This is a genomic window from Chitinophaga deserti, assembly GCF_003149455.1.
GTDB classification, from domain to species: Bacteria; Bacteroidota; Bacteroidia; order Chitinophagales; family Chitinophagaceae; genus Chitinophaga; species Chitinophaga deserti.
On record NZ_QFFK01000011.1, the window covers coordinates 114,849 to 128,536 of the forward strand.

At 49.9% G+C, this 13,688-nt stretch carries 14 protein-coding genes; 12 read left to right on the forward strand and 2 right to left on the reverse strand.

From position 1 onward, the window contains the following. Nucleotides 1-15 precede the first annotated feature (15 nt). The gene (locus tag DEV76_RS22525; protein ID WP_109700207.1) at nucleotides 16-1,257 is read right to left on the reverse strand and encodes a hypothetical protein; all 1,242 of its coding nucleotides are present in this window, start codon (nucleotides 1,255-1,257) and stop codon (nucleotides 16-18) included. Between the two features lie 191 nt (nucleotides 1,258-1,448). Between DEV76_RS22525 and DEV76_RS22530 the strand changes: the two genes are divergently transcribed. From DEV76_RS22530 to rph, 12 genes are all read left to right on the forward strand, one after another. Further along, a complete protein-coding gene (locus tag DEV76_RS22530) occupies nucleotides 1,449-1,742 on the forward strand; it encodes an Rrf2 family transcriptional regulator (protein WP_109700208.1) in 294 nt (97 codons plus the stop codon). Nucleotides 1,743-1,891: 149 nt separating this feature from the next. Further along, nucleotides 1,892-2,362: a hemerythrin domain-containing protein gene (locus DEV76_RS22535; protein WP_109700209.1), complete on the forward strand. Its 471-nt coding sequence runs from the start codon at nucleotides 1,892-1,894 to the stop codon at nucleotides 2,360-2,362. A 225-nt stretch (nucleotides 2,363-2,587) separates the two neighbouring features. Continuing rightward, on the forward strand, nucleotides 2,588-4,864 hold the full coding sequence (katG, locus tag DEV76_RS22540) for a catalase/peroxidase HPI (protein WP_109700210.1): 2,277 nt from the start codon (nucleotides 2,588-2,590) through the stop codon (nucleotides 4,862-4,864). Nucleotides 4,865-5,003: 139 nt separating this feature from the next. Then, a complete protein-coding gene (locus DEV76_RS22545; protein ID WP_109700211.1) occupies nucleotides 5,004-5,327 on the forward strand; it encodes an ArsR/SmtB family transcription factor in 324 nt (107 codons plus the stop codon). Nucleotides 5,328-5,333: 6 nt separating this feature from the next. Next, a complete protein-coding gene (locus DEV76_RS22550; RefSeq protein WP_109700212.1) occupies nucleotides 5,334-5,804 on the forward strand; it encodes an SRPBCC family protein in 471 nt (156 codons plus the stop codon). 8 nt (nucleotides 5,805-5,812) lie between these two features. Then, the gene (locus tag DEV76_RS22555) at nucleotides 5,813-6,196 is read left to right on the forward strand and encodes a DoxX family protein (RefSeq protein WP_109700213.1); all 384 of its coding nucleotides are present in this window, start codon (nucleotides 5,813-5,815) and stop codon (nucleotides 6,194-6,196) included. Between the two features lie 10 nt (nucleotides 6,197-6,206). After that, nucleotides 6,207-6,788 (forward strand): YdeI/OmpD-associated family protein, encoded by a 582-nt coding sequence (locus DEV76_RS22560; protein WP_109700214.1) that lies wholly within the window; start codon nucleotides 6,207-6,209, stop codon nucleotides 6,786-6,788. A gap of 541 nt (nucleotides 6,789-7,329) precedes the next feature. Continuing rightward, nucleotides 7,330-7,482, forward strand: a complete 153-nt coding sequence (locus tag DEV76_RS22565; protein WP_109700215.1) for a hypothetical protein — start codon at nucleotides 7,330-7,332, stop codon at nucleotides 7,480-7,482. A 91-nt stretch (nucleotides 7,483-7,573) separates the two neighbouring features. Next, complete coding sequence (locus tag DEV76_RS22570; RefSeq protein WP_109700216.1) at nucleotides 7,574-8,071, forward strand: GNAT family N-acetyltransferase; 498 nt, start codon at nucleotides 7,574-7,576, stop codon at nucleotides 8,069-8,071. A 121-nt stretch (nucleotides 8,072-8,192) separates the two neighbouring features. Continuing rightward, nucleotides 8,193-8,774, forward strand: a complete 582-nt coding sequence (locus DEV76_RS22575) for a helix-turn-helix domain-containing protein (RefSeq protein ID WP_109700217.1) — start codon at nucleotides 8,193-8,195, stop codon at nucleotides 8,772-8,774. Between the two features lie 79 nt (nucleotides 8,775-8,853). After that, complete coding sequence (locus DEV76_RS22580) at nucleotides 8,854-9,801, forward strand: hypothetical protein (protein ID WP_109700218.1); 948 nt, start codon at nucleotides 8,854-8,856, stop codon at nucleotides 9,799-9,801. 229 nt (nucleotides 9,802-10,030) lie between these two features. Continuing rightward, on the forward strand, nucleotides 10,031-12,628 hold the full coding sequence (rph, locus tag DEV76_RS22585; RefSeq protein ID WP_232827024.1) for a rifamycin-inactivating phosphotransferase: 2,598 nt from the start codon (nucleotides 10,031-10,033) through the stop codon (nucleotides 12,626-12,628). Nucleotides 12,629-12,673: 45 nt separating this feature from the next. Here rph and DEV76_RS22590 read toward each other — a convergent pair whose 3' ends face one another. After that, nucleotides 12,674-13,612: an alpha/beta fold hydrolase gene (locus DEV76_RS22590; RefSeq protein WP_109700219.1), complete on the reverse strand. Its 939-nt coding sequence runs from the start codon at nucleotides 13,610-13,612 to the stop codon at nucleotides 12,674-12,676. Nucleotides 13,613-13,688: the final 76 nt, after the last annotated feature.

Below are 13,688 nucleotides of genomic sequence, written 5' to 3' on the forward strand. Positions count from 1 at the left end.
GGTACATAAGCCGGTTTATTGAAAAATGGAACGGAGGTTGTATTTGGCGGTCCGTAGGTTAGCCAGATTGATCACCCCTAATCCCACACATATAAGAACTGAAACGGCCAGCAGCAGTTCGTTAATGGCCGGAATAGGGAAGCTTACCAGTGCCCCGATGCCCTGGGCGCCGAGGAGCAGCTCATTGAGCAATACGCCTGTGGCGAAGAAAGCAATGCCGGCTTTAATTACACGGTTCACCGGTAACAACCCCTCTGCCACCACGAGCCCCAGCAGGAGCAGACTGATCCCTACCAGCAACACGAGATGGAGATAGGCTATTACTACCGTACGGTACCCAAAAGCCATGGTGTTCAGGGCAGGTATGGCCGAGCCAAACTGCAGAATGAACTTGATGGAGAATGCCAATGCCACGATCACCAGTAACACAACAGGGAGCCGCTGCATCCCGGAAACTATTACCTGCCGCGACTGCCATAATGCTACTACGAACCGCGCCCAGCCTAAGACCTGTAACAACGCGGAAGCTCCGGCAATGGCAACGAGATACCATGGCAGATGCAGCCATAAAACCGATAATCCGTAAGCTGGCAAACAGCTGAACAAAAACACCCTGAATATGTAACTTTCCCCCGGCAAACGGATGTTGCGGCCGGCGAGGTAATGGATCATCAACCCCATAGCTGCGAAAAAGAACCAGCCGTTATACTGGAAGTGGAGATACCAGTAGATGGAAGCCAGGTAAGCATGCTGTGTGGCGGTATGCGTGGCCATCATATAACTGAGGCAGCAGGTACCTATGGCAGAAATCATATTCCATATCAGCGCTGCCTTAAACCAGTTACTCCCAGCAAATGGAGCTATGCCCCGCACTGCCCGGAAATACACAGCAGCATACAGGAAAGAAAGCACCATAGACGCGGTAGAGAAAGCAATCGACCAAAGGGCATATCCCTGTAACGTGAAAGTAATCAGCATACCATATGCGCATAGTAAAGAAGCGGAGAGGAGGAGGTTAAACTTCCGCATAGTGCCTGCAGGAACAGGCTGCGGCAAAGCCCTTACCATCAAAACCATCAACAACATAGTAACCCACCCCCCAAACGCAAAATGGGAGTGGGCATGCAGCAGGTTCCGCTGATCGGCCCAGGGCAGGGAAAAAGCTATCTTATACCGTATCAGCACCCCCCAAACTGTCACTAACAAAAGGTTCAGCAGGCATATACGCACCCAGGTCACGGCCTGATTATTATTCATTATTACCGATTATTACCGTGTTAAATACTGATACAAATCTACGCACAACCACACCGCATTATCCTTAATCAACACCCATAAATAGCATACCCTTCGTCATTATTCCACCTGATAAAAATCATATCAAAATAATAGAGGATAATATTGTCCTATATAGAATTAGGAATTACATTTGTGCCATAAATCTTAAGATGCTATCCAAAGCTTGTGAATACTGTATCAAGGCGGTCGTTTTCCTCGCACAGCGGTCGAAAGAAGGGAAGCACGCTATCGTAAAAGAGATCGCCAGGGCCATAGACTCGCCGGAAGCATTTACCGCCAAAGTGTTACAGCAACTGGTAAAAGGTGGTTTCATCAGTTCCCCACACCGCTATTGCAGACCATGTTCCATGAATAATCAGGACAACAATCTCAGGTATATGCAGGTATCCCTGAATGCATCACCCATTAAATCCCGCCGCAGCTACAACGTGTTGCCGCAATAAACTTTATACTGGTTACCTGTGGGAGCCTGCGATTCCGCTGCCGGCTGAAATATTACCGGCAGCGGCCAGGCTAATAAGTTTTGTGTTACAGACTACATTGCCCTTTATAAATAACCAGGAGTTATCCTTGTGTCATAATATCTAATGTCATGAAACGCGCACCAGAGTTAATACAGTTGTCCAGAGACCATCACAGCGGGTTATTACTCTGCTGGAAGATCAGGTACGGATTGAATCATAAGATAGCGTTAGACAGGATTGCGGCTTATGTGCGGCATTCTTTCACCAACGAACTGGAACCGCATTTTAAACTGGAAGAAGATTTCGCATTTATACTCCTGCCCGAAACGCACCCCATGCGCCTGGAAGCACTTGGCCAGCATGCATTGCTCCGCAAACAGGCAGAGCAGATGGGAGAGGAGCCGGTAACGGAAGAAATGCTCAAAACATTCTCCGACCTGCTGGAACTGCATATCCGTTTTGAAGAAAGACAACTTTTCCCTTTGATAGAATCCTCCACGCCTCCCGAAGCACTGAAAGCTTCCGGGGAACTCATTAACAGTGAATGGGAGAAGGACAATACCATCTGGAGTGATGAATTCTGGATAATTAAAAACTAACGATACCGATATAATTCCTCCGTTAACATTTTCTAAACCTATACGAACGGCCGGTGGTAAATTATTTAGTTTATCTTCCGGCTGTTGGCTTTTAATTGATGCATAGAGGGAAGCAATCAACATATAGATTCAATCGATCTTGTTTATATCTTCAATAACTTAATTTTATACCCTCAACTACTATACGCTAACAATTGTTCATTCAAGACCATAAACTTTCAACAAATGGGAACAGAATCCAACGACATCAGTAAATGCCCCTTTCATAACGGGAGCCTCAAGCAGAATATCGGCGGTGGCGGCACCAGGAACCGCGATTGGTGGCCGAACCAGCTGAAGCTGAATATCCTGCGCCAGCACTCGTCTTTATCCAATCCAATGGATGAAGGGTTCGACTATGCCGAAGCCTTCAAATCCCTCGATCTCGCAGCCGTGAAAAAAGACCTTCACGCACTGATGACGGATTCGCAGGACTGGTGGCCGGCAGATTTCGGGCATTATGGTCCCCTGTTCATCCGTATGGCCTGGCACAGCGCCGGCACTTACAGAACAGGCGATGGCCGCGGTGGTGCCGGTTCCGGACAGCAACGCTTTGCCCCGCTTAACAGCTGGCCCGATAACGTAAGCCTCGATAAGGCACGCAGGCTGCTCTGGCCCATTAAACAGAAATATGGCCGTAAAATATCCTGGGCCGATCTCCTCATCCTCACCGGCAACGTAGCCCTCGAATCCATGGGCTTCAAAACATTCGGCTTTGCCGGCGGAAGGGTAGATAAATGGGAAGCAGAAGAAGATGTATACTGGGGCTCGGAAACTACCTGGCTGGGTGGCGATATCCGGTATGCCGACGGATCGCCCGGCGTTCCCAAAGAACATGGTGTGGTATCGTCTGACGATAAAGCTGATGGCCACATACACTCCCGCAATCTCGAAAAGCCCCTCGCTGCCGTGCAGATGGGTCTTATATATGTAAACCCCGAAGGGCCCGATGGCAATCCTGACCCCATCGCCGCCGCTAAAGATATCCGTGATACTTTCGGCCGCATGGCCATGAACGACGAAGAAACCGTTGCCCTCATTGCAGGCGGTCACAGCTTCGGTAAAACCCATGGCGCCGCACCCGCTACCCATGTAGGTAAAGAACCGGAAGCAGCCGGACTCGAACAGCAGGGCCTTGGCTGGCAAAACAGCTACGGCACCGGAGTAGGGGCCGATACCATTACCAGCGGCCTCGAAGTGATCTGGACAAAAACACCCACCCAATGGAGCAATAACTTCTTCGAGAACCTGTTCGGCTTCGAATGGGAACTCACGAAAAGCCCCGCAGGCGCTCACCAATGGGTGGCGAAAGGTGCAGATGCCTTCATCCCGGATGCATACGACCCTTCCAAAAAACACAGGCCTACCATGCTCACCACCGATCTTTCCCTGCGGTTTGATCCAATATATGAGAAGATCTCGCGCCGCTTCCTCGAAGATCAGGATGCGTTTGCAGATGCCTTCGCCCGCGCATGGTTTAAACTGACCCACCGTGATATGGGCCCCCGTGCCCGCTACCTCGGCCCTGAAGTACCGGCGGAAGTTCTCATCTGGCAGGATCCCATCCCTGCAGTAAATCACGCACTGGTAACGGATGCAGATGTAACTGCACTGAAAGATAAAATCAATGCCTCCGGCTTAACGGTAAGTGAACTGGTGTCTGCAGCATGGGCTTCGGCATCTACCTTCCGCGGGTCAGACAAGCGCGGTGGCGCCAACGGTGCACGTGTACGCCTCGCCCCCCAGAAGCACTGGGCTGTCAACAATCCGCCGCAGCTGCAAAAAGTGATCGCTAAACTGGAAGACATTCAGAAAGAATTCAACGGCGCACAGAAAGATGGCAAACAGATTTCCATCGCCGATCTCATCGTACTCGCAGGAAACGCTGCTATTGAAAAGGCCGCCAAAGCAGCCGGACAAACAGTTACCGTTCCCTTCACACCCGGCCGCATGGATGCCTCGCAGGAGCAGACCGACGTTGAATCCGTTGGCTTCCTCGAACCCATTGCAGACGGTTTCCGTAACTACCGCAAATCCTCCTACACCGTAACTACCGAAGCACTGCTGGTAGATAAGGCGCAGCTGCTTACGCTCACCGCACCCGAACTTACCGTACTGATAGGCGGCCTCCGCGTACTGGATACCAACTTCGACGGTTCCAAACACGGTGTGTTTACCAGCAAGCCCGGTCAGCTTACCAACGATTTCTTCGTGAACCTCCTCGATATGAACACCGCCTGGAAGGCAGCTTCGGAAGACAGGGAACTGTATACCGGCAGTGACCGTGCCACCGGTAATGCTAAGTGGACCGCCACCCGGGCCGACCTCGTGATAGGTTCCAACGCAGAGCTGCGCGCTATTGCCGAAGTATACGGCAGCAGCGATGCACAGGCCAAGTTCACACAGGATTTCGTGGCGGCATGGACCAAAGTGATGAACCTCGACCGGTTCGATATCAAATAGCAAGTATTATGTAGGAATAAAGCAAAAACGGCTTCCCCCTGTGGGAGGCTGTTTTTTTTATGCCCATTTCCCCCAAATCCAAAAATAAATTTGCGTAGCTAAATAACTACATGTACATTTGTAGTCAAATAGCTACACAATGAATCTAAGACGTGATGTATTCCAGGCAATAGCTGATCCCACGCGGAGGGCTATTTTGCTGCTGGTAGCCTCCCAGGCCATGACAGCGGGGGCAATAGCCGCCAACTTCGATACTGCGCGGCCTACGGTTTCCAAACACCTGCAAATCCTCACCGAATGCGAATTGCTGGAGCAGGAGCAGAACGGGAGGGAGATTATTTACCACCTTAATCCTCAAAAAATGAAAGAGATCGCCGATTTCATTGAGCCGTTCCGCAAAATGTGGGACGACCGCTTCAACAAGCTCGAAGCCATCATGAAAAACTATAAACCTAAAAAATAACCTGTAATGGAAAGAAAAACCAAGATCACGGCGGAAGACGGCAAACAGGAGCTCGTCATCACCCGCGAGTTCGACCTGCCGCTCGAACTGCTCTTTACAGCCTATTCCGAACCCGAGATTATCGAACAGTGGATGGACAATGAAGTGGTACACCACGAAAGCAAAAAACACGGCAGCTGGCAGTTCCGCAAGAAAGACAAAGACGGCAATGTTGTTTTCTCCGCCAACGGCGTATACCACGCCTTTGTGCCCAACGAAAAAATCACCCGTACTTTTGAAATGGACAACACCCATTTCCCCCCTCAGCTGGAATTCTTTACTTTTGAATCACTGACGGAAGATACCAGCAAACTCACGATGCACGTCATTTACAAATCAGCAGCACTCCGCGATGAAATGGTGAAAATGGGCATGCACTGGGGCATCAATATGGCCCACGACCGATTACAGGAAATCCTAACTAAAACCGCTAAATAACTCCCGTTATGTCTAAAAGAAACAAAATCATTTATTGGGTTGCCACCATCTGGATGTGCCTCGGCATGGCATCCACCGGTATCGTACAGATCATGCAGGTGAAAGAAGAAGTGGATATGATGAACCACCTCGGTTATCCCGCTTATTTCATGACCCTGATCGGTGTCTGGAAATTGCTGGGTGTGGTGGTAGTACTCATCCCAAAATATCCGGTGTTGAAAGAATGGGCATATGCAGGTTTCTTCTTCACCATGTCTGGCGCCACTATTTCACACCTCATAAAAAGCGACCCGATAGCAGACACTCTTCCGCCGGTATTCCTCCTCCTGCTCATCGCACTTTCTTATTTCTTCCGTCCGGCAAACCGCAAACCTGTTACTGTAGCAGCATAATTAAATCTTTATGAACCCTGCCGTAGATGCATATTTCGCGAAACTCGACAAGTGGAAGGATGAACTGCTTGCCATCCGCAAAATAGTCCTCGACTGCCAGCTGGCGGAAGAACTCAAGTGGCACTCGCCCTGTTACGCCTATAACGGCACTAACATCGCCATCATCGGCGGACTGAAAGACTATTGCGTACTCAGTTTCTTCAAAGGAGCGCTTTTGAAAGACGAGCACCATCTGCTGGAAGCACCGGGCGAAAACACGCAATCCGGCAGGGTAATTAAGTTTACCAGTACAAAGCGCATCGCCGAGCTGGAACCCATCCTCAAAGCATACATCTTCGAAGCGATAGAGGTAGAGGAAGCAGGGCTGAAGGTGGATTTCCGCCAGCAGGCGCCACCGCCCGTCCCGGAAGAGCTGGAGAATAAGATGAAATCCAACGCCGCCCTTAAAAAGGCCTGGAATGCACTTACTCCCGGCCGCCAGCGGGGATACCTGCTCCACTTTACCGCTGCCAAACAACCGAAAACCCGGGAAGCCAGGATCGATAAGTTCATCCCCAAAATCCTGGAAGGGAAGGGGATGAACGACTGGTAAACAATTGTAAACCTGCCTGTACACAACTCCCGGGTTACTCCGGCGCAGAGGCACCACTACTTCAGGGCTGCTTCAGGGCTACTCCGTAGTTACTTCACGTTTACTTCAGGGTTACTTAAGGGTTAATGTAGGGGTAATGTAGGTATAAGGTTTTCAAAAGCACCTCTAACCCTTTACTGCACAGGGTTTCACAAAAAGGGTACCTAATGTTTAGTACACTCTGACGCACTACCAACGCAAAAAAGCGAACATAATATCAGGATAGCAGCAATAATGTATCAGAAAGAGGTAATTTGTTTAGTCTACCTAATTTAACCTGGCCTTACATATTGCGTATATCAGTATTAAGGAAGCAATAAACCAAACGGCCGGATCAATTATCCGGCCGTTTGCACGTAAATCCATCATCACGACGGACGACGAAAATCAATTTTATTGTTTACACCCATAGGCTCGTCATTTTCTCCGCCTACTATTCCAATAAAAGCTTCGTAGCAGGGGTGCTTTGCAGACCGGGGCATTTTACTTCTGCCACTTCCGCATGGGATACAACGGACAGGCAAAAGGCTTCCGCTGGCAGCTGAACGCGGGAGTAGAGAACATCTTCGACGCTTATTACTGTGAGCACCTCGACTGGGGCAACATTGCCCGGCAGGGCCGCAACTTTTACCTGCAGCCGGGGATAGGTTTCTAAGTATCTGGACTACCAACTTTTATTCATTTTGGACCAGTAAAACGAATTGGGTATTGGAGACATTTGTGGCAGTTTTAAAAACACGCAACATATGTCAACACCCACAATGGAAACCAGTTCACAGGTAGTGAATGTTAAAGGAGGAAAAGCAACCCTCGTAAAAGCCACGCTGGAACATTTAAAAGATGCCAGTTTGCTTTTTGACATGTACCGGGTATTCTACCGCCAGCCGGCAGACTACGAACGGTGCAGGCGCTTCCTGCAGGAGCGCCTGCAAAATGAAGAATCACACATCTTCCTGGCTTATGTAGATGGGCAGCCCGTAGGTTTCGTACAACTGTACGAACTCTATCACTACATTAAACTGGAAAAGCAATGGCTGCTCAGTGACCTTTTCGTACATCCGGATTACCGCGGCATTGGACTGTCCGTTCATCTCATTAACCGCAGCAAGCAATGGTGCGATGAAACCGGCGCCTGCGGACTGATGCTGGAAACAGAAAAAACCAACGATATCGGCAATACGCTGTATCCCCGCTGCGGCTTTGAATACGACGGGAAGCATAATTATTATCAGTGGTGGAAATGAGATAGTAGCAAATCCTGATCATCCCCCGTTAGTAATCGATATGATTATTAACGGGGGATTTTTTAGGTCTGGGTCTGTTTTCCTACCTTGCAGTAAGTACTTTCCCCTAAAGCACTACCGGATGGACCTACACCAAAAAATCACCATAGCCAGAAAAGAAAAAGGCCTCACACAGGAGCAGCTGGCAGAGATGACCAATATCAGCGTGCGCACCATTCAGCGGATAGAGGGAGGGGAAAACGTTCCGAGGGCTTTCACCCTGAAGGCCATCGCCACCGCACTGGATGTTCCTTTCGAAGAATGGACGGCTATCCCGGCTCCCCCTGCATCGGAAAAGGTCTATGCCGGGGAAGAAGTACATGCCCTGCAGATGATATGCCTTTCCTGTTTCAGTTACCTCGTAATACCGCTTGTTCATTTTCTCATACCTGCCTGGTTACTGAAAAGATCGGGTATTCAGCGTCAGGAAGCGAAGGCTTTTGCCCGGCAGGTTATCAGGCGGCAGATCTACTGGTCTATAGCACTTTCAGGGTTGATGTTACTGACCATGCTGTTCAATTTTATCAGCCGGTCCATCTTCCCCCAACCGTTTCTCCTCAACTACATGTGGCCCCTGTTTATCATGTTCGGATGGAATGCCGTACAAATTTTACTTTCTGCCAGACAAATAAAGGCCGTAAATAACCCATTGATTACCAGTTAATGTCGCACAAATGTCGGGTAAATGACGTGCTATTGGTTACCTGCCGTTGATAGCTTTGCAGGCAAACAATACACCCATTATGCAAACTATCAGGCAGGCTATTTTGATCTTAATCCTGGCCATTACTTCCGGCAGCATCATATCTGCATTAGCGCAATCCTTTCCCGCCAGTCAGCTTACATTTCCTCCCGGCACCCATGAAATACCCTTTCTCTGGCAGGGGGATACCGTGCATGCCAAATGGGAACCTCATGCCGCCATGCTCATTCCGGTGAAGCTAAAGGGCTGCCCTAAGCAGTTCTACATGCAGTTCGACCTTGGCGCCCCCACTACCATACTCTACCTTCACAAAATGAACGCCATACGGGAAAAGTACCCGCAGGCAGTACCGGATAGCCCTCATACGAGCTTCTCTTTTACAACAGGGAACACCCCGGTAAACGCCCACAGCATCTCCCTCATGCAATCTGACAACAGTGGTATAGACTGGACCGCAAAAAACAAAGTAATCATAGGAACCATCGGGACTGACTTAATAGACGGACGTATAGCAGTTATAGATTATCCCCGGCAGCGGCTCACACTTGCAACGGAGGTTCCTCAAAAGATAGCACGCAATATCAGAATGGAATCATTCGTGTACATGGGCAGGAAGGTACTATTACCCACCACCATTCTTGGTCAGCATAAGCTGCTGTTCTTCGATACCGGTTCCAGCATGTACACTTTACTGACAGACAGGGCCACCTGCGAACAAATGGCCATCCCCGGCACACCGGTAATGCAAAGCAAATCATGGTCATGGAACAAATGGCTGACCACCAACAGCATGGCTACCGGCGATAGTATAGCAATAGCTTCATTGAAAATCGCCATCAGAACCGTCACATATATAGAAGACGCAGATCCCGCGCAGGCAGCGCACATGAAGCGCATGGGCATAGGAGGGATGACGGGGAATAAACTATTCCTGCCATACAAGCTGGTACTGGATACGAAGAACAAAATGTTTGGAATTATGCGTTGAGGAAGGGAAATGAAAAAGCCCGGTAACCGGGCTTCTCTTGAAACGAAGTTAGGAAAAAAAGCTGGTCTCCGCATCAACCCCGCCCGGAAAACAAGGTGTTTTTTTAGCATATGAAATCACTACTTTTATGCCTTCATTATCACACGGCGTACATCTGCCATAACCCTGCTACAGTAAGCTTTACAGCCATATCAACAGCAGATGCCGCACACTATTCTTAAACCCGGAAATGAAGGAACACATGCATAAATGGATCATTGGTTTTCAGGACACAGACCGCTCAATGGGTTGGCTCACCGGCGGCAAAGGCGCCAATCTTGGTGAGCTGTCGCGCATCCCTGGTATTCGGGTACCCAAGGGCTTCAGTGTAACTACCGAAGCATATCAGAAAGTAACGGGTCAAAACAACCAGCTGCAGACACTGCTGGAAGCGCTTACCCAATGCAAGGCTACAGACCGGGAAAGCATCCGGACTATCAGTGCCCGCATCCGCTCCCTCATCGAAGGCATTCCCATCCCTGCGGACATAGCCGCCGAGATAACTGCTTACATAGAAGAACTGGGCGCAGAAGGGGCTTATGCGGTGCGTTCCAGCGCCACGGCTGAAGACCTGCCCAATGCATCCTTTGCCGGGCAGCAGGATTCTTTTCTGAACATTACTGGTGCAGATGCCATCCTGCAGCACATCTCCCTTTGTTGGGCTTCCCTGTTCACGGAAAGGGCAGTTTTATATCGTATGCAGAACGGCTTTGATCAACACCTGGTACACATTGCCGTAGTGGTGCAGCAAATGGTACATCCGCAGGCGGCAGGCGTTATGTTCACGGCTGCCCCTGTTTCCTCAAACAGGAAAGTATTATCCATTGACGCCGCACCCGGCCTCGGCGAGGAGCTCGTTTTAGGGATCGTGACCGCTGAAAACTATGAAGTACTTGCAGATGGAACGGTAAACATACAAAGTAAAGCCAGGTTATCAGTAGAAGGTAACAGGGGATGGTATGCAGCTAACCCTTTTAGTAACTCGTCTAACTTTCTGCTTACAAAGGAACAGATAACACAGCTGGCACAAACCGGGCGGCAGATAGAAGCACATTTCGGAGCACCCCAGGATATTGAATGGTGCCTTGCAGATGGAGAGTTCTATATCGTTCAGAGCCGCCCCATTACCACCCTGTTTCCTATCCCGGAAGCAAACGACACCGGCAACCATGTATACATTTCCGTTGGCCACCAGCAAATGATGACCGATGCCATGAAACCGCTGGGCCTTTCAGTATGGCAACTCAGCACCGGCGCTCATATGCGCGCTGCCGGAGGCCGGCTCTTTGTAGACGTAACGCCCATCCTCCAAACCGCCGCCGGCCGCAGGAAGCTGATAGATACACTGGGCCAGTCGGACCCTTTGCTGAAAACCGCACTGACGGAGATCGTCCATCACCGCAGCTTTCTGCAGTTAGAACCTGAAGACGAAGCCAGTCTGAACGCACCCACACCACTCGATTATCTCTCCCTTTCAGCATCCGATCCCGCCATCGTACCCGTGTTAATCAACCGCACACAAGCATCCATTGCAGCACTGCGGGAAGAGATCAATACAAAATCAGGCACCGGTGTGTTCGATTATATCGTTGAACACATCACGCAAATGAAGCAGGAAATGCACGATCCGCAGAACATGGGCGCCATCATGTCCGGCATGAATGCCAGTGCATGGATCAATGAAAAAATGCTGGAATGGCTGGGAGATAAAAATGTGGCCGATACCATTACACTGTCTGCCCCCAACAATATCACCTCCGAAATGGGCCTTGCACTGATGGATGTGGCGGATGTGATACGGCCATTCCCAGCTGTAGTAGAACTCCTGCAACAGTCCGGCGACGATGATTTCCTCGATATATTACCTCAAATAGAAGGAGGAAAGGAAGCCAGTGAGGCTATCGTAGCCTTCCTCGATAAATTCGGTATGCGTTGCGCCGGAGAGATTGATATCACCAGAACACGCTGGAGCGAAAAGCCCGCCATCCTCATTCCGATGTTACTCAATAATATCAGGAACTTCACCCCAGGCGCCAGTGCCCGCAAATTTGAACAGGGAAGGCAGGATGCCTTGCAAAAAGAAAAGGAGATACTGGAAAGACTACGGCAATTACCCGGCGGGGAAGAAAAGGCGGCAGAAACAAAACGGATGATCGATCTGGTAAGGGGTTTCATCGGCTACCGCGAATACCCTAAATACGGCATCATCAACCGCTATTACCTCTACAAACTGGCCTTGCTGAAAGAGGCACGCGCCCTTGTGCAGGCAGGTGTGTTAAGGGAGCTGGAAGACATGAACTATCTCACTTTCTATGCACTCCGCGAAGCAGTGCGTACGCATGAAGTGGATTATGAAAGCATACAGCGGGAGAAAGAATTATACAAGACCTATGAAAAGCTCACCCCGCCAAGGGTTATCACATCAGATGGGGAGATTATTACCGGCGCCTATAACCTGGATCACCTCCCGGATGGTGCCATCCCCGGTCTCGCGGTATCTGCCGGTACTGTTGAAGGCCGCGCACGTGTAATTCTAAATATTGAAGAAGCTGATCTGGAATCGGGAGATATCCTGGTTACCACGTTCACCGATCCCAGCTGGACGCCCTCCTTTGTTTCCATCAGCGGACTTGTTACCGAGGTAGGCGGCCTCATGACCCATGGCGCTGTAATTGCCCGGGAATATGGACTGCCGGCCGTAGTAGGCGTTAACGGGGCTACCAAACTTATTAAAAACGGGCAACGCATCCGGGTAAATGGTACCGACGGATACATAGAAATACTATAGCCGGAGAAACACTTCCCCGGCTATAGATATATCACTAAAAAGATGTTAGAAAGAAGGAGGAGGCGCATTCAGATCGCCATCGAGGAAATCGGTCACCATTGGCACCCAGAGATTCGCCTTGTGCATCATACCAATATGAGTGGTACCTGGCAGGATGGCCAGCCGTGAATGAGGCATGCCGTGCATGTCACCCATCTTGCCGCCGCCTTTGGCACGGAACAGCTCCAGCGCATGTTCGTAACGCACCCCATCAGCGTCACCAATAGCCATGAAAACCGGCATCTTTAAACTTTTCACTTCCTTCGACCAGTCATATGGCTTCAGGTCTATACTCAATACCTTTTTCAAATACGCAGGGAACTGGGTAGAATCATTACCCTGATCAAGGAATTGCTGTTCTATGGGCGAACCTTTGAACATTTCTGCGTTCATGGTGGAATACATGGCTTCCACTTCAGGCCACCAGCCATCGTGCGTGTAGGTACCTGAGAGCACTACCAGCCGGCGTACCTGTTCAGGATGACGCACCGCCATTTGGAAGGCCACACCACCGCCCATGCTGTATCCAAGGATATCTGCACTGTCGATCTTCAGATGCTTCAGCAGGCCGGATACATCATCAGCCATGTATTCATAGCTGAACTCACGTGCAATATCCTTTGTACGGCCGTGTGCCTGCATTTCTGCCACTATCACTTTACGGTCTTTCGCCAGCAGGGGTATAATCTGCGCCCAGTTCAGCGGTATGTTCATAAAAGAACCATGCAGAAGAACAATGGGTTTTCCTTCGCCATATACTTCATAGTAGAGGTTGAGACCGTTAACGGCGGCAAAGCCGGTGTCTTTCGGTTGCAGGGTTTGTGCTGCTGTTGAGTCTTTGGGCATGGCGGTAGTGCTTTGCTCTTCTTTAGGGCCAGACTGGCAGGAGCTCATCACCGCCAGCACTACGGCCACTGCAAAGCCGGATAACGAATACTTGTTCATATCGTGAGGGTTTATTATGTCACAAATCTCGGCAACAATATCCGGCTTCCTGCAGTGCAATTGCGACAATGTTAGG

Excerpts from the sequence above, each read along its gene's own strand:
- DEV76_RS22560 (WP_109700214.1), top strand. The coding sequence starts at position 6,207 with ATGAACCCTGCCGTAGATGCATATTTCGCGAAACTCGACAAGTGGAAG.
- DEV76_RS22580 (WP_109700218.1), top strand. The coding sequence starts at position 8,854 with ATGCAAACTATCAGGCAGGCTATTTTGATCTTAATCCTGGCCATTACT.
- DEV76_RS22555 (WP_109700213.1), top strand. The coding sequence starts at position 5,813 with ATGTCTAAAAGAAACAAAATCATTTATTGGGTTGCCACCATCTGGATG.
- DEV76_RS22535 (WP_109700209.1), top strand. The coding sequence starts at position 1,892 with ATGAAACGCGCACCAGAGTTAATACAGTTGTCCAGAGACCATCACAGC.
- DEV76_RS22590 (WP_109700219.1), bottom strand. The coding sequence starts at position 13,612 with ATGAACAAGTATTCGTTATCCGGCTTTGCAGTGGCCGTAGTGCTGGCG.
- DEV76_RS22530 (WP_109700208.1), top strand. The coding sequence starts at position 1,449 with ATGCTATCCAAAGCTTGTGAATACTGTATCAAGGCGGTCGTTTTCCTC.
- DEV76_RS22575 (WP_109700217.1), top strand. The coding sequence starts at position 8,193 with ATGGACCTACACCAAAAAATCACCATAGCCAGAAAAGAAAAAGGCCTC.
- DEV76_RS22570 (WP_109700216.1), top strand. The coding sequence starts at position 7,574 with ATGTCAACACCCACAATGGAAACCAGTTCACAGGTAGTGAATGTTAAA.
- DEV76_RS22545 (WP_109700211.1), top strand. The coding sequence starts at position 5,004 with ATGAATCTAAGACGTGATGTATTCCAGGCAATAGCTGATCCCACGCGG.
- katG (WP_109700210.1), top strand. The coding sequence starts at position 2,588 with ATGGGAACAGAATCCAACGACATCAGTAAATGCCCCTTTCATAACGGG.
- DEV76_RS22550 (WP_109700212.1), top strand. The coding sequence starts at position 5,334 with ATGGAAAGAAAAACCAAGATCACGGCGGAAGACGGCAAACAGGAGCTC.
- DEV76_RS22525 (WP_109700207.1), bottom strand. The coding sequence starts at position 1,257 with ATGAATAATAATCAGGCCGTGACCTGGGTGCGTATATGCCTGCTGAAC.
- rph (WP_232827024.1), top strand. The coding sequence starts at position 10,031 with ATGAAGGAACACATGCATAAATGGATCATTGGTTTTCAGGACACAGAC.
- DEV76_RS22565 (WP_109700215.1), top strand. The coding sequence starts at position 7,330 with ATGGGATACAACGGACAGGCAAAAGGCTTCCGCTGGCAGCTGAACGCG.